At 42.3% G+C, this 22,778-nt stretch carries 23 protein-coding genes; 11 read left to right on the top strand and 12 right to left on the bottom strand.

The features are described 5' to 3' along the window. The first annotated feature begins 100 nt into the window (after window positions 1-100). On the top strand, window positions 101-649 hold the full coding sequence (locus C3420_RS03310) for a TetR/AcrR family transcriptional regulator (protein WP_103800200.1): 549 nt from the start codon (window positions 101-103) through the stop codon (window positions 647-649). 110 nt (window positions 650-759) lie between these two features. Beyond that, a complete protein-coding gene (gene argF, locus C3420_RS03315; RefSeq protein ID WP_004812788.1) occupies window positions 760-1,680 on the top strand; it encodes an ornithine carbamoyltransferase in 921 nt (306 codons plus the stop codon). Window positions 1,681-1,733: 53 nt separating this feature from the next. On the opposite strand, the gene C3420_RS03320 is transcribed toward argF, so the two are convergent. Beyond that, window positions 1,734-3,026, bottom strand: a complete 1,293-nt coding sequence (locus tag C3420_RS03320; protein ID WP_103800201.1) for an MFS transporter — start codon at window positions 3,024-3,026, stop codon at window positions 1,734-1,736. Window positions 3,027-3,366: 340 nt separating this feature from the next. Here C3420_RS03320 and C3420_RS03325 point away from each other — a divergent pair, with 340 nt between their 5' ends. After that, window positions 3,367-3,843 carry a hypothetical protein gene (locus C3420_RS03325; protein ID WP_004812784.1) on the top strand — a complete coding sequence of 159 codons (477 nt, stop codon included), beginning with the start codon at window positions 3,367-3,369 and terminating at the stop codon, window positions 3,841-3,843. An 18-nt stretch (window positions 3,844-3,861) separates the two neighbouring features. On the opposite strand, the gene C3420_RS03330 is transcribed toward C3420_RS03325, so the two are convergent. The 6 genes from C3420_RS03330 to C3420_RS03355 form a co-directional block, all read right to left on the bottom strand. Beyond that, on the bottom strand, window positions 3,862-4,215 hold the full coding sequence (locus C3420_RS03330) for a YnfA family protein (RefSeq protein WP_004812782.1): 354 nt from the start codon (window positions 4,213-4,215) through the stop codon (window positions 3,862-3,864). Between the two features lie 102 nt (window positions 4,216-4,317). Further along, window positions 4,318-6,594, bottom strand: coding sequence for an ATP-dependent Clp protease ATP-binding subunit ClpA (gene clpA, locus C3420_RS03335; protein WP_103800202.1), 2,277 nt, complete (start codon window positions 6,592-6,594; stop codon window positions 4,318-4,320). A 9-nt stretch (window positions 6,595-6,603) separates the two neighbouring features. Beyond that, complete coding sequence (clpS, locus tag C3420_RS03340) at window positions 6,604-7,017, bottom strand: ATP-dependent Clp protease adapter ClpS (protein ID WP_004894548.1); 414 nt, start codon at window positions 7,015-7,017, stop codon at window positions 6,604-6,606. 19 nt (window positions 7,018-7,036) lie between these two features. After that, the gene (locus C3420_RS03345) at window positions 7,037-7,786 is read right to left on the bottom strand and encodes a DUF6776 family protein (RefSeq protein ID WP_103800203.1); all 750 of its coding nucleotides are present in this window, start codon (window positions 7,784-7,786) and stop codon (window positions 7,037-7,039) included. A gap of 75 nt (window positions 7,787-7,861) precedes the next feature. After that, a complete protein-coding gene (gene argC / locus C3420_RS03350; RefSeq protein ID WP_171260599.1) occupies window positions 7,862-8,917 on the bottom strand; it encodes an N-acetyl-gamma-glutamyl-phosphate reductase in 1,056 nt (351 codons plus the stop codon). A 133-nt stretch (window positions 8,918-9,050) separates the two neighbouring features. Continuing rightward, on the bottom strand, window positions 9,051-9,248 hold the full coding sequence (locus C3420_RS03355) for a hypothetical protein (RefSeq protein WP_228152929.1): 198 nt from the start codon (window positions 9,246-9,248) through the stop codon (window positions 9,051-9,053). Between the two features lie 269 nt (window positions 9,249-9,517). Between C3420_RS03355 and C3420_RS03360 the strand changes: the two genes are divergently transcribed. Both C3420_RS03360 and C3420_RS03365 read left to right on the top strand, forming a co-directional pair. Next, a complete protein-coding gene (locus C3420_RS03360; RefSeq protein WP_171294435.1) occupies window positions 9,518-9,928 on the top strand; it encodes a transposase family protein in 411 nt (136 codons plus the stop codon). Beyond that, window positions 9,876-10,346 carry a transposase family protein gene (locus tag C3420_RS03365; protein ID WP_103800205.1) on the top strand — a complete coding sequence of 157 codons (471 nt, stop codon included), beginning with the start codon at window positions 9,876-9,878 and terminating at the stop codon, window positions 10,344-10,346. Before C3420_RS03360 ends, C3420_RS03365 begins: the two co-directional genes overlap by 53 nt. A gap of 29 nt (window positions 10,347-10,375) precedes the next feature. Here C3420_RS03365 and C3420_RS03370 read toward each other — a convergent pair whose 3' ends face one another. Continuing rightward, window positions 10,376-11,062: a SprT family zinc-dependent metalloprotease gene (locus C3420_RS03370; protein WP_071320524.1), complete on the bottom strand. Its 687-nt coding sequence runs from the start codon at window positions 11,060-11,062 to the stop codon at window positions 10,376-10,378. 140 nt (window positions 11,063-11,202) lie between these two features. Next, on the bottom strand, window positions 11,203-11,874 hold the full coding sequence (gene rpiA, locus C3420_RS03375; protein WP_005221821.1) for a ribose-5-phosphate isomerase RpiA: 672 nt from the start codon (window positions 11,872-11,874) through the stop codon (window positions 11,203-11,205). 104 nt (window positions 11,875-11,978) lie between these two features. Here rpiA and ilvA point away from each other — a divergent pair, with 104 nt between their 5' ends. From ilvA to C3420_RS03390, 3 genes are all read left to right on the top strand, one after another. Then, the gene (ilvA, locus tag C3420_RS03380; RefSeq protein WP_103800206.1) at window positions 11,979-13,517 is read left to right on the top strand and encodes a threonine ammonia-lyase, biosynthetic; all 1,539 of its coding nucleotides are present in this window, start codon (window positions 11,979-11,981) and stop codon (window positions 13,515-13,517) included. Between the two features lie 189 nt (window positions 13,518-13,706). Next, window positions 13,707-14,363 carry a potassium channel family protein gene (locus tag C3420_RS03385; protein ID WP_004812766.1) on the top strand — a complete coding sequence of 219 codons (657 nt, stop codon included), beginning with the start codon at window positions 13,707-13,709 and terminating at the stop codon, window positions 14,361-14,363. Beyond that, entirely contained in the window at window positions 14,360-15,697 is a 1,338-nt protein-coding gene (locus C3420_RS03390) for a TrkH family potassium uptake protein (protein ID WP_004894527.1), read from the top strand. The genes C3420_RS03385 and C3420_RS03390 overlap by 4 nt, the downstream gene beginning before the upstream one ends. Before the next feature lie 58 nt (window positions 15,698-15,755). Here C3420_RS03390 and C3420_RS03395 read toward each other — a convergent pair whose 3' ends face one another. The 3 genes from C3420_RS03395 to C3420_RS03405 form a co-directional block, all read right to left on the bottom strand. Beyond that, window positions 15,756-16,904 carry a phospholipase A gene (locus C3420_RS03395; RefSeq protein WP_103800207.1) on the bottom strand — a complete coding sequence of 383 codons (1,149 nt, stop codon included), beginning with the start codon at window positions 16,902-16,904 and terminating at the stop codon, window positions 15,756-15,758. 19 nt (window positions 16,905-16,923) lie between these two features. After that, window positions 16,924-19,863, bottom strand: coding sequence for an insulinase family protein (locus tag C3420_RS03400; RefSeq protein WP_103800208.1), 2,940 nt, complete (start codon window positions 19,861-19,863; stop codon window positions 16,924-16,926). Window positions 19,864-20,028: 165 nt separating this feature from the next. Continuing rightward, entirely contained in the window at window positions 20,029-20,478 is a 450-nt protein-coding gene (locus C3420_RS03405; protein WP_004812759.1) for a GNAT family N-acetyltransferase, read from the bottom strand. Between the two features lie 275 nt (window positions 20,479-20,753). Between C3420_RS03405 and C3420_RS03410 the strand changes: the two genes are divergently transcribed. Genes C3420_RS03410 through C3420_RS03420 form a run of 3 tightly spaced genes read left to right on the top strand, consistent with a single transcriptional unit; the run spans window position 20,754 to window position 22,722 of the window. Further along, entirely contained in the window at window positions 20,754-21,758 is a 1,005-nt protein-coding gene (locus C3420_RS03410; protein WP_103800209.1) for an adenosine kinase, read from the top strand. A gap of 14 nt (window positions 21,759-21,772) precedes the next feature. Further along, complete coding sequence (locus tag C3420_RS03415; protein ID WP_008305220.1) at window positions 21,773-22,081, top strand: Rieske (2Fe-2S) protein; 309 nt, start codon at window positions 21,773-21,775, stop codon at window positions 22,079-22,081. Window positions 22,082-22,101: 20 nt separating this feature from the next. Continuing rightward, a complete protein-coding gene (locus C3420_RS03420) occupies window positions 22,102-22,722 on the top strand; it encodes an OB-fold-containig protein (RefSeq protein ID WP_103800210.1) in 621 nt (206 codons plus the stop codon). Window positions 22,723-22,778 lie beyond the last annotated feature (56 nt).

A 22,778-nucleotide genomic window follows, 5' to 3' on the forward strand; every position in this document is an offset into this window, starting at 1 on the left:
TTCTTGACTCAAGCATTAATGCAGTACGATCTTCAAAGTTAAGATGATGGTATGACAATTTTATATACTCCATAAACCCTTTAAATTAATTAGGTGGTTTATGTCGCACTTCAAGTTTTACTCTGCCCTGGATGATATTGTCAATCATGCCGGTGGCTCCAAGGCATCTATTTATAAATACTTTGGCAATAAAGAAGGCCTGTTTAAGTCGATTTGTGATTATCGCCGTACCCAGTTCTTTAAAGATATTTGTCTCCCCTTTTCTTTAAACAGTTCTAAAGACTTTAGAAGCTATTTGATTCAGACCTTGCTGAACTTCTACCAACATATCAAACAGCCGGAAAATGCCGCATTTATGCGGCTGGTGCTGGAACAAAGTGGACGCAATCTGGATATTGCTCGACATATTCATGAACAGGGGCCAAAACATATCCAGCACTCTATTGCTGAAGTTTTGTCACAGGCACATGCCAACGGTCTGCTCAGCTGTCCAAATCCATTATTTTCTGCACAATTGTATTTCGGTATTTTAAGAAATATGGAATGGCGCATTTTAATGGGTTTGCCAAGCGATGAAACTGATCAGGAAACTGTCGAATATGTGAATTATTGTGTCGATCGTTTCCTGGACGGTCATCAAAAAGTCTAGTTTTTTTGCAATTTCCTATTCATATAGTATATTAGCCGATTCCGTATTTTTTTAACTAACCAACAACTAATTGTTGAACCAGTTTTTCAGCAATTATTGTGGAGTAACGAATGGCTCTCCGTCACTTTCTGACTTTACGCGATCTATCGACTTTAGAACTTAACCAGATACTGCAACGCGCCATCGAGCTCAAGCGCAAACAGCATAACAATGAAGTTTTCCAACCGTTTGTTGGTAAAGTTATGGGGATGATTTTTGAGAAATCCAGTACCCGCACGCGTGTTTCGTTTGAAGCTGGCATGACCCAATTCGGCGGCAGCGCAATTTTCCTGTCTTCACGTGATACTCAATTGGGCCGTGGCGAACCTATCGAAGATTCTGCACGTGTTATTTCAAGCATGCTTGATGTAGTGATGATCCGTACTTTTGGTCATGACATCGTTGAACGCTTTGCTTCTTATTCAAAAGTACCCGTGATTAACGCTCTGACTGATGACCACCATCCTTGCCAGCTGCTTGCTGACATGCAGACTTACCTGGAACATCGTGGTCCAATCGAAGGTAAAACTGTGGCGTGGATCGGTGATGGCAACAATATGTGTAATTCATATATTGAAGCTGCGCATATGTGGGGCTTTAAGCTGAAAATTGCTGCTCCTAAAGGTTATGAGCCACAAGAAAAATTCCTGTCTGAATTTGCACACTGTGTAGAGCTGGTTGACTCAGCTGAAGATGCAGCAGTCAATGCTGACCTGATCGTGACTGACGTTTGGGCAAGTATGGGACAGGAAGAAGAACAGAAAATCCGTGAAAAAGCATTTGCTGATTATCAGGTCAATGAGCGCTTGATGGATCTGGCTCACCCCGACTGCCTGTTTATGCACTGTTTGCCAGCACACCGTGGCGAAGAAATTTCAGAGAATATGCTGGATCACAAAAATGCTGTGGTTTGGGATGAAGCTGAAAACCGTCTACATGCTCAGAAAGCATTGGTTGAATTTCTGATTAATGAAAATCTGAAAAAAGACTAAGTGTTCTTTTAATAAAAAAGCACCGAATTTGGTGCTTTTTTATTGCTCAAAGATTAATGATCATCTTTTAAATATTTTGGTTCTTTCGGTAATTGCCAGCTACAGAAGAAACATACAATCAGCATCACAATGACATACACGAAGAAGGTATTTTCAATACCTGCTGATTTAAACTGTAATGCGACCGAAGGTGCTGAACCACCAAAGACGGCATTACCCACTGCATAAGAGAAACCTACTCCTAAAGCTCGTACATGTGGCGGGAACATTTCTGCTTTTACGATACCGCCAATCGAGGTATAGAGGCTCAGTAACATCATCAGGAAAATTAGTAATAATGCAACGATCACTGGGGTATCACTGAAGGCCCGCATACCGACCGCCATGACCGGATAAATCGCAATCGCCATCAACCCACTAAACAGCAGCATACAGGTACGACGACCAATTCGATCCGATAAAGCACCAAAAACTGGCTGTGCAATCATCAATATAAAGATACAGGCCGTCATAATAAATCCGACAGTCTTTGGATCAATACCGATATTGGTTAAATAGGTTTTTGAATAAACCGTAATTACATAGAAGCTTAGTGAACCCGCTGAAGTATAGCCAACCACCAGCAAGAATGTTTTCCAATGGTTCTTGAACAATTCTTTAAGTGTACCTGAATCTTCCTTATCACTATCTTCCGTAGATAGCGTTTCTTCAAGACGGCTACGTGCCAATAAAGAAACAATTGCCGCAATACCACCAATCACAAACGGGATACGCCAGCCACCATCAAGTAACTGTTGTTCGCTCATAAAGCCCAAGAAAATAACCCCGAGTAAACTTGCCAGCAACTGACCACAGGTCAAGGTCACATATTGGAAAGATGAGAAAAATCCACGCTGACCTTTTAAACCCAGCTCACTCATATAGGTCGCAACAGCGCCATATTCACCACCGACTGATAAGCCCTGTAACAGACGCACCAGCAGCAGCAAGAATGGTGCTGCCATACCCACCTGCTCATAAGTTGGTAAAGCTGCGAATAGGAATGAACTGATGGCCATTAAACAGATCGAAATGACCATGGATTTTTTACGGCCATGTTTATCGGCAATACGGCCAAATAGCCAGCTACCTATCGGACGCATAAAGAAGCTGGCAGCAAATACACCCCAAACATAAATTGCCTGAGTTGAACTGTCCATATTTGGTGCAGTGAGTGCCTTGGTAAAATAAACCGCAAATACAGCATAGATATAAAAATCGAACCATTCGACCAGGTTACCGGAGGCTGCCCCGACGATTCCTTTAATACGACTGTTTTTTTCCTGCTTGGAATAAGCTTGACTCAAAATATGACATCCTTATTTTTAAATCATTGAAGTTTCTTGTTTATAGGTCAATATTTTATGCCTTTAAACTTAGATATTATTTTTGCATGCACCCTACGTACTTACCGGTATGCTGCGTGGGGAGGTGTAAGACTATAAACCTAGATGAAATCCCATACAAAAAATAAAGTGTAATTATTGATAGATTTTTCACATAAAAAGTCTTTTAAACTTCAATATTTAAAAATAAGCAAAAAGAAGAAATCCGAGGAGGCAGGAGAATTAACCAAGGTAGAGTTGCGTACAGATCTTATTCATGCTCTTATAATCCGCAAAACACAGTAATAATTTGTGGCCTTAAATGAAATATAAAATAAATCTATTCACTGCTTTAACCCTTGGCATTAGTTTTCTTAGTAGTCAGGTTTATGCTTCCGAATTTGATCAATACCTGCAACAGCAACAGATCATTGATTCAAAATTTAAAATCAAGAAAAAAACAGAACTCAATGAAATGCTGGCTGTATTAAGTGCAGAAGATTCTAAAACTTTTCCCCTGCAAATTGATCACAACACGATTATTGAACAACTGAAACTCACTGCTAATAAAACCCAATTAAAAGGTTTAATTATTACTCCAGACTTTGCCCAGTTTGAAAAAGATCTAGGTCCTAAGGAAGTGACTCAGCTTATCCGCAAAAACTTATTACAGAACTGCGGTATTTTCTTTGAGCACCATTATCAGTTAGAAAATCCCTATAAAGTGATGCTAGAACTGAGTTCCACTACTCGATCTTATGACGTTGAAATATCGCAGAAGGACTGTAAAGGGAACTAAGTTTCTACAGGAAGTAAATTAACGGATTAAACCTTGGGGTTGCATGATAATAATCAGCGCCCCAAATATCACCACTGCACCACCAAGCAAATCCCATCGAGACAGGCTGATCTGATCTACAAAATGCAACCACATCAAAGCAGTAAAGATATAGATACCACCATAAGCTGCATAGATCCGGCCTGAAGCAGCTGGATGCAAAGTTAATAGCCAGACAAAAGCTGCCAAAGCCAGAGCTGTCGGAATCCATAACCAGTGACTTCTTCCCTGATTCAAAATCAGATAAGGAAAATAACAGCCTAGAATTTCCATCACCGCCGTGACCAGGAACAGAAAAAAAGTCGTAATAAGTTTAGTGAACTGAAATTCCATATCTTGTTAAATCTTAGCCAGGCAATAAATCTTGATCAGATCATAGCAATAAAGAAATAAAATAACCCGTGCAAGCACGGGTTATTTTACGATGAGTAGAATTTAGGCTGGTTCAGCAGTCTGATCTTCAAACACTTCAAGTTTCAAGCCTACAGCGTTGCCATTTTCTTTCTTCACAGATACAGCAACATTACCGCCATTATCTGCCAGCTCACCAAACAGAATCATTTCTGCCAATGGTTTTTTCAGATGTTCCTGAATCAGACGCTGCATTGGACGAGCACCCATTAAACGGTCATAACCATTTTCAGCCATCCATTCACGTGCACTCTGATCCACTTCCAGAATAACTTTCTTCTCATCTAGCTGTGCCTGCAATTCGGTTAAGAACTTGTCGACTACATTTTCAATGATCGTACTTGGCAAGGCCTTGAACTGGATCACACCATCGAGACGGTTACGGAATTCAGGTGAGAATGCTTTTTTCATCGCTTCCTGGTTATCATTGCTGTTGTCTTGTTCCATGAAACCGATACTGACACGTGAAATGCTTTCGGCGCCAATATTGGTGGTCAGTACAAGCACCACATTACGGAAGTCTGACTTGCGACCGTTGTTATCGGTCAACGAGCCATGATCCATAATTTGCAGCAACAGGTTAAATACATCCGGATGTGCCTTTTCGATTTCATCGAGTAGTAATACACAATGCGGATTCTTGTGAATCGCATCGGTCAACAAACCACCTTGGTCAAAACCAACATAGCCTGGAGGTGCACCAATCAGACGGGATACCGCATGACGTTCCATATATTCAGACATATCGAAACGAACCAGCTCCACGCCCATCAGTTTCGCCAATTGCTTGGTGACTTCAGTTTTACCGACACCCGTTGGACCGGCAAAGACAAAACTACCGACTGGCTTATCTGGAGATTTCAGGCCTGCCCGAGACAGCTTGATTGCGGAACCGAGTGCTTCAATGGCCTCATCCTGACCGAAGACCACACGTTTCAAATCACGCTCAAGATTTTCTAATACAGTCTTGTCATCTTTAGAAACTGTTTTTGGTGGAATACGGGCAATTTTCGACACGATGTCTTCAATATTTTCTACTGTAATCAGGCTATCGTCTTGCTCGGCTTTTAAACGGCGTTGCGCACCCGCTTCATCGATCACATCAATGGCTTTATCTGGCAAGAAACGGTCATTAATAAACTTCGCTGACAGTTCTACCGCTGATACCAAAGCCTGATCTTCATATTGAACATGGTGGAAATCTTCAAACTTAGATTTCAGACCACGTAAAATATCAATAGTTTCAGAGATAGAAGGCTCATTCACATCAATTTTCTGGAAACGGCGCGATAAAGCATGATCTTTTTCAAAGACCTGACGGTATTCCTGGAATGTGGTCGAACCTATGCAACGCAATGAACCATTTGCCAGTGCTGGCTTAATCAGGTTCGAAGCATCCATGGTACTACCCATGCTGGAACCTGCACCGATGATCATATGAATCTCATCAATGAACAGCACCGCATCCGTTTTTTTCTTCAAGGCATTGAGAAGTTGTTTTAGACGTTTTTCGAAGTCACCACGGTATTTGGTTCCTGCCACCAGTGCACCGATATCCAGACTATAGATTTCGGCGTTTTCTAATGGTTTAGGCGCTTTACCATTGACAATCAGCCAAGCCAGACCTTCAGCAATCGATGTTTTACCCACACCTGGATCACCGACCAGCAACGGATTATTTTTACGACGGCGACAAAGAATTTGTGCAGCACGCTCAATTTCTTTTTCACGACCAATTAATGGATCAGTTTTACCTTTTTGCGCTTCGTGATTCAGGTTAGTGGTATAAAGATCCAGTGGACCTGAAGCATTCGATGATCCGGTTTCGCCGTCCAGTTCCTCAATTTCTTCTTCGTTCTGCACTTCTTCCTTGCGGGTACCATGCGACAAATATTGAGTCAAGGTTAAACGGTTAATCTGATGACGTTTCAGCAGATACACTGCAAACGAATCACGCTCTGAGTACATCGCAACTAGAATGTCCGCACCTTCTACCGTACGGTCTCCACCACTTGACTGTACATGGAAAATGGCACGCTGCAGGATCCGGTCAAAACTTTCAGTCGGATGAGGTGCCTGATCGTTATTTTCGCCGAGTTTTGGAGTGTGTTGTTCTACGTATTCTTCAAGTTCTTTACGCAGCACAATAATGTCTGCACCGCATGCTTTAAGGGCATTCACGGCAGAATCGTTGTCGAGTAAAGCCAATAATAAATGTTCTACTGTCAGAAACTCATGTCTCTTTTGACGAGCCATGCTAACAGCCAAACGTAGTGATACTTCTAATTGACGACTGAGCATGCAACCCCCTTAATCTTTAGGCTCTATCTGGCAAAGTAAAGGATGACCTTGTGATCGAGCGTAATTATTGACCTGGTTCGCTTTCGTTTCCGCAATGTCTCTTGGATAGACGCCAGCAACACCTTTTCCTTCATAATGTACAGTTAGCATTACTTGCGTAGCTTGGTCAAGATTCATTGCAAAGTATTGTTGTAAAATTTCAATTACAAACTCCATTGGGGTGTAATCGTCATTCATCAATACCACCGCATACATCGGTGGACGCTTCAACTCTGGCGGTGCTGTTTGTACTGTAATATCAGCATCTTCGTCATGAAAAGGGTCGTTTGCCAAGCGTGGGCTTATGTGCCAGTCAACCACACCGGACTGATTAAAAGAGTTCTTGATTTCACTTAAACAAATATGACGCTTGTTGCTAGGCATAAGATTTACATTTCACACTTTAGTTTGCATTGGCTTCTGTCTGAGGAATCTCTGACAGGAATGCAGATTGATTTTCAATTGCCTCGCCCTTACTCCAGCTAAAACGGCGGGTAACAGGCTTGCTTGTACCAGTCAGTCGAACTTCTATAAATTCTGGTACAAAACCTTTCGGCATTGTCCAACGACCAGTCAGACGTTCATAATTTTCGAAATTGAAGTTTTTATCTGCCAAAGGCACAATTAAAATTTCAGTTCCCCGAATCAGGCGCAATTCAACCGAACCGGAAACACGCCCCTTGCTTGGACTTACCTGAATCAGATCAAGCTGATATTCAAAGGCATTTTCAGGCAGAGGCTTTACTGCCAAGTGCTGAACAGATAAAGGCATACCACCACGCTGACGCAGTACTTCACGATATAAGGTCGCTAGGCTTTCTGCCTGCGTATATTCATCACGGATTTTATTCATCGCAAGATACAGGTCATTGGCATTACTTACGGCCAGATCACGTTCCTGCGTTGCTGTATTCAGGGTTTTATTCAGTGTTTCCAGACTGGCTTTCTGCTTTTGTACAACCTCAACCAGCTGTTCAGCATCCGCCTCAAAACCTACAACGGTCAGACCTTGACGATGACCTATCGAATAGCCAAGTAAACCACTACTCAGTACCAGAATTGCAGCACCTATCGCAAGTGGCGTGTTCCCTTTCAGAAATGGCATTTTCTTCTTGTCATCTGTGGTCAGATCGTGAGGCTCATTATTCGGCATTGTCATCTCTTCTATCTTTTTCAAGACACACATTTAAATCGAAATTCAAATGTGTGTGAAGTTGTAATACGTTTTTTATGGTAATAAAGCAATGTTTTGCAAGCCAGCGTTTTCAGCAAAGCCAAACATCAGGTTCATATTCTGTACCGCCTGACCTGCTGCACCTTTCACCAGGTTATCTTGTGCTACCAGAATAACCAGTTTCGTTGGTTGAGGCTTGTACAGTGCAATACGGAGTTCATTGGCACCACGTACTGAACGGGTTTCTGGCGAACTGCCTGATGGCATGACATCAACGAACTGTTCATTGGCATAGAACTGTTCATACAGTGCCTGCAAATCTGCTATCTGGCCTGCTTCAGTCAGGTCAATGTAAATGGTTGACAGCATACCGCGAATCATTGGCACCAGATGCGGTACAAATAAAATATGGTCAAATACACCTTTTTGACCTGAGATATTTTCTAACGCTTCTACAATCTCAGGATGATGACGGTGACCTGCTACCCCATAAGCTTTAAAGTTATCTGCATTTTCAGAATAGATCATGCCTAGGCTGGCTTTACGACCTGCACCTGAAACTCCTGATTTAGCATCAATAATAATACTTTCAGGTTTCACTAAAGCTTCCGCAGATTTTAATACTGGTGCAAGGCCGAGCTGCACGGTTGTTGGATAACAACCCGGGTTACCAATCACATTCGCCTGTTTGATCTTGTCACGATTCAGTTCAGACAGACCATATACAGAATCTTGTAATATAGATGGACAAGCATGTTGCATGCCATACCATTTTTCAAACTGTGCCAAATTCTGTAAACGGAAATCTGCGGCAAGGTCAATTACCTTGGTATTTGCAGCTAGCAGTTCTTCTGCATGTTTCATAGCAACGCCATGTGGTGTCGCAAAAAATACGACATCACAAGATTTTAATAAATCAAGGCTGAGATCAGAAAATTCAAGATCAGTATGACCACGCAGGCTTGGGAACATATCGTCTACACGGCGACCTGCTTCGGTACGTGATGTCAGTGCTTTGACGCTAACGTTTGGATGTCGCAGTAATAGACGTAAAAGTTCAACGCCTGTATAACCTGTGCCACCCACAATACCCACTGAAATCACGATAATTACCTCTAACTAGATGTTTCCTTTATGCCAGGTAGTATGACAGGAAGTTCACGTTTTCTAAACTCTTTCACTGAGGAATGCTGATTTTTTATATATTTTGAAATGCATGTTTAAAGATAAGATTGAAACACCTTTATGTGTGTTCGGTCGTTACTGGAGTAGACCAACTATAATGACAAAGATAAATTACAAATAAGAAAGCAGGTAATGCCAAAAAGATAATGGCGTCTAGTCGAATCATAAAAGGAATTAACCCTAAAATGGCCAATAGTGTTGTACTGGCTGAAAATTTTTTAGGTATTTGACGATTTTTAATCCATAAAATAGCCATATAAAATAGCATTCCCCACGCGAGCACTCCTGTCAGCATAAAAAATTTGACGGTTAAAGGATAATCCATGGGTAAACTTGGGAAAAAAATACTGTATAAAAATAGTCCGTAAAAAAACAGCGCAGGAAGCGAGACTATAAAAATTAAAATTGTGAGGATTAACCGCATCATGAGGAGTTCTAATTTATCGTTATCATTAGATCTCTTTCATAAATCAAAAAATGATCTACTTTTTGCTGCTTATTTGTACCGAAGAATTTGCAATATTCATGCATAATCTGCGGATGAAATACATCGATTCAAACAAGCTTTCTGAGACACAGTTTAAGCGATACACCTGCATCTCATGGTCAACCTTTGATTTAATGGTTGAACAACTGAAAATGCATGTCCCTGCTAAAGGTAGACCATCTAAGTTAAGTGTAGAAGATCAGGTTTTACTCTGTCTGAGCTATTGGCGTGAATACCGGACATTATTTCACGTTGCTACGAGTTATGGGGTTTCAGAACCGACTGCCTCAAGAATCGTCCGTCATGTTGAAGACTGCCTGATTCAGTCTAAACCATTTAATTTACCGAAAAACTTGCCCGAAGGTGAAGGCATCGACTGGAATGTAGTGATCGTAGATGCCACAGAAATTCCAATACAAAGGCCTAAAAAAACAGAAAAAAAGCTATAGTGGCAAAAAGAAAACACATACCTTCAAAGTTCAAGCCATCATTCATTATAGAACTCAGAAAATTCTGAGTTTATGCACGAGTCGTGGTGCTGTACATGATTTCGAGCTTTTCAAACGCAACTTGAATCAGATTCCTGCAGGCGCCTTTATCCTTGCAGATAAGGGTTATCAAGGGATCTATACAGTGTATCCAAATAGCTTATTGCCATTAAAAGCAAAAAAACGCTGCAAACTAGATCCCGAGCTAAAACCTTACAATCAGGAAATCAATAAAAGAAGAATTGGGATTGAGCATGTATTTGGCCGTTTGAAAACCTTCAAAATCCTTGCCGAGCGATATCGTAAGAGAGGCAAAAGACTAGGATTAAGATTTAGTTTAATCGCGGGAATCTATAATTTGGAGCTGAGTAAAAAATGACTTATGAAAGAAGTCTAATGATTCTTGCATTAATTCTGACTGACCCACCACCATGGCATTGCAGTGTTTTTCAATATTTTTCGATGGATTAGATAGTCTGAATCATGCCGGGCCACTTCAGTCCAAAAATGCGGGCTATGATCAAAATGCCGGGTATGTGCCAGTTCATGCACGCAGAGATAACGGACGATATTTTCAGGAAACAGAATAATACCGCTATTCAGCATAATGTCATGTCTGGCAGAACAGCTGCCCCAACGGGTTTTCGGCTGGCGGATATTACAGACATTGAAAGATAATCCTGTTTCCAGACTAACCTGTTCAAGATAAATCGGTAACTGTTGTTTGGCATAGGCAATTACAAAAGCTTTTAAGTAGCTTTCAGGATTTCGATCACTGATATAGAGCATATAGTTTCCATGATCCAGAATAAAATTATGCTTCTGGGCCTGGTATTGAACTGATATTGGCTGATTCAGATTAAATAGCTGCAAGCTAGCAGGTAAACTACGATCAACACTTTGTATTTTTTCCTGCTGGGATTGCCAGGTTTTGAGTAACCAGCTTTCGGCATCATTAATAAAATTCTGGATTTGTTTTTTTGTGCAAAATACGGGTGCAGTCAGGCGAATTTGAGTACCATCCACACGAAGCTTTAAACGTGTTGAGCGAATATTTCGGACAATTTGAATTTCAGGTAAGTCGGATAAGGTCATTTTTATTCTTTTTTAATCTCCGCAAACCCCTCTTTCTCAAAGAGGGGCTTTCAAAAATCTCCCTTCTTGCACTTGTTTTAAAGCAGTGCTTTAAAACTTCGCTCAGAAAGATTTAGAGGGATTTTTTCTAGAAAGTTTAATTAAACCGCAGTACGCTCTTCAATACCGTTATCAGTAGCAACCACAGCAATATCAGCTTTATTTAAGGCAAAGATACCGTTACAAACAACACCTGGAATGTCATTCAAAGTTTTTTCTAACTCTAATGCATTCAAAATGTTTAAGTTATAAACATCCAAAATTACATTACCGTTATCAGTGATTACGCCTTCACGGTATGCAGGGTCCCCCCCTAAAGCAACAATTTTACGTGCGACTGCAGAACGTGCCATTGGAATCACTTCTACAGGAAGCGGGAATTCACGACCTAACTGTTCTACCCACTTAGAATCATCGACGATACAAACGAATTTTTTCGCAATAGACGCAACAATTTTTTCACGTGTCAGCGCAGCACCGCCACCTTTGATCATGTGCATATGGCGGTCGATTTCATCCGCACCATCTACATAGGCATCCAGACCGCCTACGCTATTCATATCGACAACCTCAATGCCTAATTTTTTAAGGCGTTGTGCAGTGGCTTCAGAACTTGCAACTGCTGCTTCCAATTGAAGTTCAGGCAAAAGTTCGATTAAGAAGTTAACAGTACTCCCAGTACCGACGCCTAAAATGCCCCCTTTTGGTAAGTGCTTTAACGCAGCTTTTGCTGCAGCTTGCTTTTTCTCATCTTGGGTTGCATATAGACTCATGACATCACTCAACTAATTTGGACTTTTGCAGTAATTTTAAACCGCAAAGCCGCGTGGTTTGTTACAATAAGTGCTTATTTTAAACTGTTAGATGGAAAATTAACATGCTGTCTCGTTTGGTTCGACAAATTTTACAAGCAACTGTATACGATGTTGCAATCGAAACCCCACTCGAAGCAGCGCCACGAATTAGCGAACGCTTAAATAATAACATTCGCTTTAAACGTGAAGATTTACAACCGGTTTTTTCATTCAAGCTACGCGGTGCCTATAACCGTATTAGTCAATTACCGAAATCACAACTCGAACGTGGCGTTATCACAGCTTCAGCAGGCAACCATGCCCAAGGTGTGGCGCTGTCAGGGAAAAAGCTGGGGATTCGCGCGATTATCGTGATGCCAAAAACTACGCCTGATATCAAGGTTCAGGCGGTAAAACGCTTAGGTGGCGAAGTCGTATTGCACGGTGATTCATTCGACGTTGCCAATAAATATGCGATTCAACGTGCCGAAGAAGATGGCATGACCTTTATTCCACCCTATGACGATGAACTGGTGATGGCCGGTCAAGGCACCATTGCCAATGAAATTTTGCGTCAATGGCGTGATGTAGAATATGTCTTCGTTGCTGTTGGTGGTGGTGGTCTGATTGCCGGTGTTGCAGCGTACTTGGGAGATGTTGCTCCGCATGTCAAAGTTATTCCTGTGGAATATGATGAATCCGCGTGCTTAAAAGCGGCCTTAGAAGCCAATGGACGTGTGATTCTTCCATCTGTCGGTTTATTTGCCGATGGTACTGCAGTGGCACAAATTGGTGAAAAACCTTTTGAGGTCATCCGTCTGCAAAAATCAGATAATTCTGGTCCAATTGTTGAACCTGATGTGGTACTGGTCAATACCGATGAAGTCTGTGCAGCAATTAAAGATACCTATGACGAATGCCGTAGTATTGTAGAACCATCTGGTGCAATGGCACTGGCAGGGATTAAAAAATACGTGGCTGAACACGGCATTCAAGGTAAAAATATCGTGTCCATTGTTTGTGGTGCCAACATGAACTTTGACCGTTTACGCTATATTGCCGAACGTACTGAACTCGGTGAGCGTAAAGAAGCAATCTTTGCCGTGACCATTCCTGAACAGAAAGGCGCTTTCCTGAGTTTCTGTCGTGCCCTGCAAGGCCGCAACATCACCGAGTTTAACTACCGTGCCAGCGATGCAACTGCAGCTCAGGTCTTCGTGGGTATTAGCCTGAAAAATGGCGAAAAAGAACGTCAGGAAATTTATGAAAACCTGAAATTCCAGTATGACGTTGATGATCTGTCTGACGACGAAGTAGCAAAACTGCACATCCGTTATCTGATTGGTGGTCACGCAGACATTGAAAATGAACGTTTGTTCCGTGTCGAATTTCCGGAGCGTCCAGGTGCATTATTGACTTTTCTTGAACGTCTAGGCCCAACTCATAACATCACTCTGTTCCACTACCGTAACCACGGCGCGGCTGAAGGTCGTGTACTGGTCGGTTTGGAAGCTGAAGATGCAAAGCAGAATCCAGACGGTTTGATCGAAACTCTGGAGAGTATCACCTATCCATATGACGAGATTACCAATAACCTGGGTTATCAACGCTTCCTGAAATAATTTCTGATTCTGATATCCAAACAATCAAAACCGTCTTTCGAGGCGGTTTTTTGATATAAGCAAATAAGAACGCAGGTCTTTGATAATATTTATGTAAAGCAAATAGCTAAAAAATTAATTAAGCACTAAGATAAGCACGTAAATTAATAGAAAGCGCATGTATAAGCGCGGCAACTTTAGGAAAAATACATGGCACTGTTTGCTGTGATCGGTTTAGGAAGTTTCGGTGCCACTGTTGCCACACAACTGATGTCACTCAAACATGAAGTAATTGGCATCGACCTGAATAAAAAATATGTTGAAAGCATTTCAGATGAACTCACCCATGCCGTGATTGCAGATGCCACGGATGAACATGTGCTGGACGAACTAAATGTTCAGAACTGTGAAGCGGTGGTGGTGGCGATTGGTGAAGATATTGAAGCCAGTATTCTCTGCGTCCTACACCTCAAGAATATGGGAGTTAAAAAAATCTGGGCCAAATCCAAGTCCAAAGCCCATCATATGATCCTGACTCATCTTGGGGTGGATAAGATTATTCATCCCGAGGAAGATATGGGCGTTCGGATCGCGCAATCCTTAAGTTATCCGATGGTCAGCCGCTATATGGCGCTTGAGGATAATCGTTATCTGGTCAAAATTGAGATTCATACCGAACAAAGTGGTATCAAACTCAATCAGCTGATGGATCATGCATCAGAAATTAAAACCATTCTGCACAAGCGTGGCCCCGTGGTTCAATATATCCTCGACCCGCATCTTATTCTTAAAGAAGGTGATATTCTGCTTGTTGAGGGCTTGCTGGAACCTTTACGTCGCCTGTCCAAACATTTTAAAAATCTATGAAAATAACTGCTCATAAAAACCGGACTATTAACCTCAGTCCACCCAGCATTATCGCATTGGGATTTCTGGCATTGATTCTGGTTGGTTCAATCTTGTTAATACTGCCAGTTTCTCATCATGGTGATGTCACTTGGTTTCAGGCTGTTTTTACTGCAACTTCTGCGGTGACCATTACCGGTTTGTCTGTGGTCAATGTCGGAGAAGCTTATACGGTCTTCGGCAAGATCGTAATCATGATTCTCCTGCAATGTGGCGGACTCGGCTTTATGACCTTTGCCATTCTGGCTGCCATGAGTCTGGCGCCTAAAATGGGACTAAGGCAACAGGTCATGGCTCAGGAGTCCATCGGTCAGACCAGCCTGAAAAAGATCAGTACTACCATTAAAGGTGTGTTTCTATATTCGCTGTTCTTTGAAGCAATTGGCACAGTAATTCTGACTATTGCCTGGCTACAGGACTATAACTTTGCCCAGGCTTTTTTCTACGCTTCCTTTTATAGTATTTCTGCCTTTAACAATGGTGGCTTTTCCCTGTTCCCGAATAGTCTAATGAGCTTTGCTGATCAGTATCTTATTACCTTCACCATTAGCATGCTGTATATCATTGGCGGCATTGGCTTTTTGGTGTTGATGGATGTACGACAGCATAAACGCTGGCGCAAACTGAGTACCAATAGTAAGCTGATTTTGAGTACCATTGCTGCACTGAATCTTTCTGCCTTTATCCTGATCTGGATTCTGGAAGCTTCTAATCCTCAAACACTGGCATTGATGAGTATGGGCGATCAGGCGGTCAATGCCTGGTTCCATGCCACAGTACCGCGTTCTTCAGGTTTTAACAGCCTGCCGATGGATCAGCTGACCAATGCATCCACCTTAGTTACCATGTTCCTGATGTTTATTGGTGGTGGTTCTTTAAGTACCGCAGGTGGCATTAAGGTCGGAACTTTTATCATTGTAGTGATTAGTGTAATTAGCTTCCTACGGCGTGAAGATGAAATTCGTTTATTCAAGCATTCGATTCCAGAGAAAACCACCTTTAAAGCATTGGCAGTGGTCTGTATTACTGCTCTCCTGATTGCAACCGGATTTATGAGTCTGCTTATTCTGGAGCCAGATCAGGACTTTCTGGATCTGTTGTTTGAAACGGTTTCTGCCGCATGTACAGTTGGGTTGTCTCGTGGCATCACTTCTGAATTACAGCCAGCCAGTCTGTTGATTCTGATGCTGTTAATGTTTGCAGGTCGTTTAGGCCCTTTGACCTTGGCCTATTTTATTGCCACACCGAAAAAGAGCCGCCTTAAACATCCACCTTCAGAAATTCAGGTTGGGTAATTTCGATATAAAACAAAAAATCCATGTCAGCACGTGGATTTTTTGATGATAATGCTTTTTAGAACCAGTTCATCAACGAAACACCCAAGCCGACATACGTCGCCTTATGGTTATAGTCGATCAGGCTTTCACCGTAGCCATCAAACAGCTGAAAATGTCCACGCAGACGACCACTGATCGGGAATGACCAGTCAAATTGCGCTGCACCACGACTGTCATCACCGCCTTTTAAGGTATGACGCAACATAAGTGAAAAGTCATGATCTTTCCAGCGATAAAATGCAGTCAAATCGCCACGACCGACATAGTCGACGATATCCGGATTGTTATCATCTGGCAGGTCTTCTTCAAAACGATACCAAGGACGTAGCATCAGGGCAAAGTTATTACGCTCAAAGCCCAGATTCAGCATCACCCGGTTCCAGCTACGTGATAGTGGATCGGAACGGCCATTGGACTGATGATTAATGGTCAGACCTAGCATACGCCAGTCCAGACCAAATAAATCGTAATTGGTTCGGAATACAATACTGGCTTCTGGTTCATAATTGGTTTCACGGAATGGACGTGATTCTTCAGAGTTATATACTTGCCAGCGTGAAGACTGGGTATACGCCAGCCAGATATCACCATTATTACCAAAAATATTTTCTACTGCTTTGGTTTTTAGTGAAAGCTGAAACTTGGCTTCCATGGATTTCAGGTTCTGATCTTCTGTTACCGTATTACGTTCATTCGGACTTTCAGGAAACTCATTTTTCTCAGAGGTCCAAAATCCTGGTAATACATACACCGGCTGATAAGAACGGATATTCCAGGTACCCAGTTTACTTTCCGGTGAAAGTTCCCAACGGCTGTCCAATAAAGACAGGTTTGGTTTCAGTGGCGAGCCTTCACTGACCGTTACCGTAGAAACAGTTTTATCAATTCTAGCTTTCAGGTTATCGGGTTCAGGCGCAAGTTCAGCAGCTGCGCGACGTTCAGATACCAGTACCACTCTTTCAGCTTCTGGTACTTTGAACAAAGCATCATAACACGCTAGACGTTCTGCACTGGTTTCTACCGCGGCACAGGCCTCAGCCGTTGCTGGCATCGGACTGCTGGGAATAGTTGTTTGATTTTCTTTTGCATACCCCTGCGCCCCACCCATACAGCCCAGCAAAATGCTCAGATGCAAAGTTGGGCGCTTAAACGAATTAAGCGCCATTCAATTTTCCTTTTTTCTTTTATTGAACTTGTTGGATCACAAATCCGAGCTGTTCCAGTGCTTCACGTTTTGCTACTGGTGCAACCACAGCACGCGACGGCTGTTGTTCTACCAGATATTGCTGAGCCACACGTTTCAGGTCGTCCAGCGTCACATTGAGCAGACGTTCACGTAACTGCTTACGGAATGCTGGAGTACGCTGATGCAGGTAAGCATAACAAGCTGTAATTGCCTCACCTGCTGGTGAACCCGGCTTATCCATGCTGGCAATCAGACCCAGAATTGCTTCTTCCAGTTGATGTGGCTGTTGTTCCGCATTTAATAGCCACTGAACACTTGCATTAAAGTCCTTGAAAGTCTCTGCTAAACGTGGATCACGGTAGCTGTAGAAACGGAATGAACAGGCATTACCATCATAGCTGGCACCGCCACCATAAGCACCGCCTTTTTCACGGATCGCACTATGCAGGTATCCATTACGCAAATAACCTGCCAAGACCATCAATGGTGCTGCATCTGGATGAGATACTTCTACTGCCGGATAAGCTGCTGCACAGAACTGAACATTGGCCTGAATCAGCCATGCCTCATCTGCTTCATTCAATACTTTTTCAGTTTGAGCAAGTTGTACCGGATTACGGTCCACAGCAACTTTATCCCAAACATTCTGAACTTCTTCTACCAGATGGTCCGCTTGCGGTTCTTCACAAACCAGTAAGAACTGTTTTGGAGCTTGCAGTAAAATACGATGAATGCGTTTCAGCTCTTCAATCATGGCATCGTAAGCAGCTTCATCTTTCTCAATCTGAGCAACCAGATTCATCAGCCAGTTCAATGCACCAAGACCAGTGTTATGATAATCACGGGTCGCTAAAGCACTGTGCTGACGTGAAGCTACCTGCATCGCATAGCTATGGCCTGAGCCCGAAATACGCGAATGCCAGCGTGTTTTACGCTGTTGCAGCAATTCGATAATACGGCCTTTTTCATCAAAACGAAGCTGCTCAAAACCGGTTTTCAGCAACTGAATCGCTTGCAGGTTATTTACCAGAGATTTAGTTGTGAGCGTTAACCAGGCAGAAATCTTATTCTTGTCATCTACTTTTGAACGTAATGAAGCTCCCATACCCAATCCGCCGCTAACAGCAGTCTGGATTTGCTGGAATTCAAGATAATCATATTCGCCCGCACCCACTTCACCAACCAGAATCGACAGCAGGTTAAAATATGGCGATTGCACCACTTCATCAGGAATCTGTACCAAGACTTGTTGGTAATAAATACCATTGGTACCAGCATAATAAAGGTTTAATGGCGTATCGATGCCATTGGAAATCACTTCACGCAACTGACCTTGTACGATCTGCATTTCAGCAGGCACATCTTCCAGGCCAACCTTAGGTAACAGGTTCAGGTCATCCGGTGTATCCTGGCGAACTTTTAAAGCTTCAGTCTGCGCAACGATTTCAGCTTTTTGTTCTTCAGTCAGTGTCTTGCCAATTTCTGCCAGTCGTGCTTTTTCCGCTTCGGCCTCTTTGGCAGATTTAGTGGCATCTGGAACCAGTGTCAGTTGCACACGGTGCGGGTTATCAATCAGATGTTCTTTGATCAGATTAGACAGCCACATCGGGTCTTTCAGTTCTTCTTTAACTGCGGCAATTGCAGAATCCACATCCCAGACTTCAACCGGATCACGGTGATGAATTGCGCTACCTAAACCGTTCAGGATCAGGCTTAAACCATATGGCGTACCATCACCATTGATTTCACGCTGATGCAATTCAATCTGATGCAGAATCGCATCTACTGCCTGCTGATCTACCGGTTTCGCAGCAACATCTTCCAGAATCTTGAATACGCCATTTTTAAATTCTTCAGCATGTTCCGGATTTGAGCCTTGAACTGCGCAATAGAAAGTCATTTCAAAGTTAGAATCATCAACCCCCATAAATGGGCCTGTTGCATCTGCATAACCACAGGTTTCCAAATAATGACGCAGTGGAGATGCCGAATCTTCTAACAGGATACCTTCTACTAGACGCATACCCAGACGAAGTTTGATTTCGCTTGCTTCCGGTAGTAACCAGGAAATAACGTGATAGGTTTTATCACGTAAATCCTCTGCATCAACTGCATAAGTATCAGTCACTGATACCGGTGCAGACAAACGGGTTTCAGGTGTGGAGTATAAAGTCTCACCCTGTTCAAATTTAGACAGTGCCAAGTTTTCAAACTGTTCTTGCAGTTCATACGCTGACTTGTTGCCAAAGGTCATGAATACCGCATTACTTGGGTGGTAATGTGACTTATAGAAATCAACTAATTCCTGGTAAGTCAGATCTGGAATATCTTTAGGATCACCACCAGAGTTGTAATGATAGGTGGTATCCGGGAACAGGTAATGCGCCAGCGTATGATAGAGCTGATCTGAAGGTGAACTCATTGCACCTTTCATTTCATTAAACACAACACCTTTGTAAACCGGTTCACCATTTTCCAGCTCAATACGGATCCCTTCCTGGGCAAAATCCAGCGGATTCAGGTTCGCTGCAAAAGCAGCATCCATATATACTTCTAACAGGTTCTGGAAGTCTTTATCATTCTGGGTTGCAAACGGATAAGCTGTCCAGTCCGCCGCAGTAAAGGCATTCATGAACGTGTTCAGGGAACGGCGAATCATCAGGAAGAATGGATCACGTACCGGAAATTTTTCTGAACCACAAAGCGCCGTATGTTCAAGAATATGTGCTTCGCCTTTAGAATCCATTGGCTGCGTACGGAAAGCCACTAAAAAGACATTTTCATCGTGATTGGTCGCCAGGTGATAATGAATGGCGCCGGTCACATTATGTTTATATTCAGACACTAAAATGTCTAAAGCATCAACATGGTGTTGACGTACCAACTGAAACGCAGGATGTACAGTTTGTGAAATGGTTTCAGTGACATCTACAGTCATGCGATCTCCTAATTTTTAGATAAAAAACAACTGATCGCATTATAGCTGTAGTTTTTGTTATTATTCACGCTGAAAACCGATCATTTTGATCGAATTAAGTAAACTTGGTCATTCAGAAAATGAATCACCAAGTTTATGAACCGTAGTATTTAAATTGAAAATCGGCTAGATCAGATATTTAAAGTAATTGTAATTCGGATGGTTTTCGACAAACACATAATTTTGCTTCTGGTAAAAGCTCGCCGCCAGTTTGGTTTCAGTATGCAGGCAAAGTGCAGAATAATGCGGACGTGCTAACTGTTCCAGATAAGCCAGTAATTGCTTGCCTACTCCATGCTGGCGATATTTCGGATGTACATAGAAACGACGTACACGGCCAATACGCTCTTCCACACCATCTGGTCCCCATTGCTGGTTCAAACCGCCACAAGCAATCAGCTTGTTTCCATCATAAGCCACAGCAAGATATTCATTATCTTTACTGAAGGAGTTTTTTCCTGTGCGATATTCTTCAACTAATTTCTCAATTAAATCATAGCCTTCCTTTTTTGCCAGAGCAGCAAAAGTTTCGATTTGATCTGGTAATTGCTCGGCTTTTACGATTTTAATATCCATATATACACACTGTCAGAAATTGTAGTCTCGGCTCAACCTGCATTTGCATGAATATGCAGTTACAGGTGATATAACACTTATAAATAAAATCCGCTATTTAAATCAATGGCACGACCGCAGGATTACGAAATTTATCTGCTTTAATTCGACCAAAGTGCGAAATGAATGCCTTACAGCATACCCTAAAACTTTTTGAAAATGATTTAACACCCTATAGCAAACCTGAGCATTCGTGTAAACTTATGACTTTCGTTTTTTGAATGTGACTCTCTGACATGGCAAATGTTGATCTTTTTGCAATTGGTAATGCGCTAATTGACCAGGAATTTAAAGTATCTGACGACTTTTTAACTGCACACAACCTGCAAAAAGGCACCATGCAACTGACTGATGGTGAAACACAAGCTGCGCTGTATAAGAACCTGAAAGCCACGCAAAACTATAAAGGCCAGGCCTCTGGTGGTTCAGCTGCAAACACGACTGTGGCTTTTGCTGCGCTCGGTGGTTCAGCTTTCTATGCCTGCCGTGTCGGGAATGATGATCTGGGTCAAATCTACCTGGATGGTTTAAATGAAGCCGGCATACAAACCACAACCCGTTCAATCAGTGAAGGTGTTACTGGTACCTGTATGGTACTGGTAAGTCCAGATTCAGAACGTACCATGCATACTTATTTGGGGATCACTGCGGAACTGACTGACGTTCAAATTGATTTCACACCTCTCAAAACTGCAAAATGGCTATATATCGAAGGTTATCTGTCGACTTCAGAGACTGCTCGTCATGCTGTAGAACAGGCACGTACTATTGCCCGTGCCAGTGATGCGAAAATTGCTTTAACCTTGTCTGATCCAGCCATGGTGCAATATGCACGTGCCGGCCTGGATGAGATGATTGCAGATGGCGTAGATCTATTGTTCTGTAATGAACAAGAAGCGTTGATGTACACTGAGACTGAAACGCTTGAAGCCGCTTTAGTTAAATTGCAAGAAATCAGCCAACACATTGTCATTACATTGTCAACCAAAGGCGCGTTGATCTGCAATGAAGGTCAAAGCTTTACTGTACCGGGTCGTGCTGTAACTGCAGTTGATACCAATGGTGCTGGTGATGCCTTTGCCGGTGCTTTCCTGTATGCACTGAATGCAGGCCTAGGCTGGAAAGTTGCAGCTGAATTGGCAATTCTGATTTCAAGTCAGGTGGTTTCACAATTTGGCCCACGTCTGGCCATTGCTGACTATGCTGCGTTATTGGAAAACTTCCAAAAGGAATGCGCTTAATGTTTAAAATTTGCATGACCGAAGACATCCCGGAACGTGAAGCACGTTCTTTTGAAACGCCAAATGGCGACACCATTTTCATTACTCAACGCGATGGTATGTTCTATGCTTACCAGAACCTGTGTCCACACTTGCAGGTTGAACTGGAGTTTCTGGAAAACCAGTTTCTAGATCGTGATCAGGAATTTATTGAGTGTTCAACCCATGGTGCTTTATTCCTGGTTGAAACCGGAGAATGTATTTCTGGTCCATGTCAAGGTCAAGCACTTGAAAAAGTAGAGATTAACGTGCATTCTGATGGTGGGATTTACCTCACAGAATAACTCTGAAATTGGACGCTACCATGCCGGTATTTTTCCTAGACTATAACTTGATGCCTTTTCATTTAAGTTTATTCGCTGTGATTTTGCTGGGCGTGGTAGAAACCTTAGGTTATTTATTCAAAATTCGCCCGACGAAATTTTTGAAACAGATTTCCCCTTTCTACTTCCGCAATCTCGACCTGCTTAATGTTAAATTTTCGAAAATCTTAATTGTATTTTTCCTGCTGATGAATTTCAGTGTTGCCGGTTATGTGCTGCAACTGCTGATCTATTCTCAGGAACAGGAATTTCTACCGGCGTATTACCTGATTATTCCTGCGTTGATTATTGCAATTTTTTTTACAGTATTTATGATTCACTGTCTGGATCAGGTGATTCCACCTAAATACAAAAAGCACCATGTCAATCTGATTGGTCGTCTGGCAACCATTTCCAGTGGCAATGCTCGTCCCGGATTTTCAGCTCAAGCCCGTGTAAGGGATGAATTTGGTCAGCTACATTATGTGCAGGTGGAGCCGGAATTTGGTGAGCTAGAATTCCAATCTCAGATTATTTTAATACGTCTGCGCAAATCACATTATGTTGCCAAAAAAATCAGCAAATCTAATCGTCTGTTTAGCTTGGATTTGGAACACTCATAATTTATAAAAATACAAAAAAACCCGGCATTTATAGCCGGGCTTTTTTTAAAGAAATT

The organism is Acinetobacter sp. ACNIH3 (assembly GCF_002918965.1).
Lineage (GTDB): Bacteria > Pseudomonadota > Gammaproteobacteria > Pseudomonadales > Moraxellaceae > Acinetobacter > Acinetobacter schindleri.

Bases quoted from the DNA above. Each gene is read 5' to 3' on its own strand.
- C3420_RS03415 (WP_008305220.1), top strand. From the start codon at position 21,773: ATGACCGAAGACATCCCGGAACGTGAAGCACGTTCTTTTGAAACGCCA.
- C3420_RS03360 (WP_171294435.1), top strand. From the start codon at position 9,518: ATGCATAATCTGCGGATGAAATACATCGATTCAAACAAGCTTTCTGAG.
- C3420_RS03325 (WP_004812784.1), top strand. From the start codon at position 3,367: ATGAAATATAAAATAAATCTATTCACTGCTTTAACCCTTGGCATTAGT.
- ilvA (WP_103800206.1), top strand. From the start codon at position 11,979: ATGCTGTCTCGTTTGGTTCGACAAATTTTACAAGCAACTGTATACGAT.
- C3420_RS03410 (WP_103800209.1), top strand. From the start codon at position 20,754: ATGGCAAATGTTGATCTTTTTGCAATTGGTAATGCGCTAATTGACCAG.
- C3420_RS03405 (WP_004812759.1), bottom strand. From the start codon at position 20,478: ATGGATATTAAAATCGTAAAAGCCGAGCAATTACCAGATCAAATCGAA.
- C3420_RS03390 (WP_004894527.1), top strand. From the start codon at position 14,360: ATGAAAATAACTGCTCATAAAAACCGGACTATTAACCTCAGTCCACCC.
- rpiA (WP_005221821.1), bottom strand. From the start codon at position 11,874: ATGAGTCTATATGCAACCCAAGATGAGAAAAAGCAAGCTGCAGCAAAA.
- C3420_RS03310 (WP_103800200.1), top strand. From the start codon at position 101: ATGTCGCACTTCAAGTTTTACTCTGCCCTGGATGATATTGTCAATCAT.
- C3420_RS03355 (WP_228152929.1), bottom strand. From the start codon at position 9,248: ATGGCTATTTTATGGATTAAAAATCGTCAAATACCTAAAAAATTTTCA.
- C3420_RS03385 (WP_004812766.1), top strand. From the start codon at position 13,707: ATGGCACTGTTTGCTGTGATCGGTTTAGGAAGTTTCGGTGCCACTGTT.
- C3420_RS03330 (WP_004812782.1), bottom strand. From the start codon at position 4,215: ATGGAATTTCAGTTCACTAAACTTATTACGACTTTTTTTCTGTTCCTG.
- C3420_RS03365 (WP_103800205.1), top strand. From the start codon at position 9,876: ATGCCACAGAAATTCCAATACAAAGGCCTAAAAAAACAGAAAAAAAGC.
- C3420_RS03370 (WP_071320524.1), bottom strand. From the start codon at position 11,062: ATGACCTTATCCGACTTACCTGAAATTCAAATTGTCCGAAATATTCGC.
- clpA (WP_103800202.1), bottom strand. From the start codon at position 6,594: ATGCTCAGTCGTCAATTAGAAGTATCACTACGTTTGGCTGTTAGCATG.
- clpS (WP_004894548.1), bottom strand. From the start codon at position 7,017: ATGCCTAGCAACAAGCGTCATATTTGTTTAAGTGAAATCAAGAACTCT.
- argF (WP_004812788.1), top strand. From the start codon at position 760: ATGGCTCTCCGTCACTTTCTGACTTTACGCGATCTATCGACTTTAGAA.
- C3420_RS03345 (WP_103800203.1), bottom strand. From the start codon at position 7,786: ATGCCGAATAATGAGCCTCACGATCTGACCACAGATGACAAGAAGAAA.
- C3420_RS03400 (WP_103800208.1), bottom strand. From the start codon at position 19,863: ATGACTGTAGATGTCACTGAAACCATTTCACAAACTGTACATCCTGCG.
- C3420_RS03395 (WP_103800207.1), bottom strand. From the start codon at position 16,904: ATGGCGCTTAATTCGTTTAAGCGCCCAACTTTGCATCTGAGCATTTTG.
- C3420_RS03420 (WP_103800210.1), top strand. From the start codon at position 22,102: ATGCCGGTATTTTTCCTAGACTATAACTTGATGCCTTTTCATTTAAGT.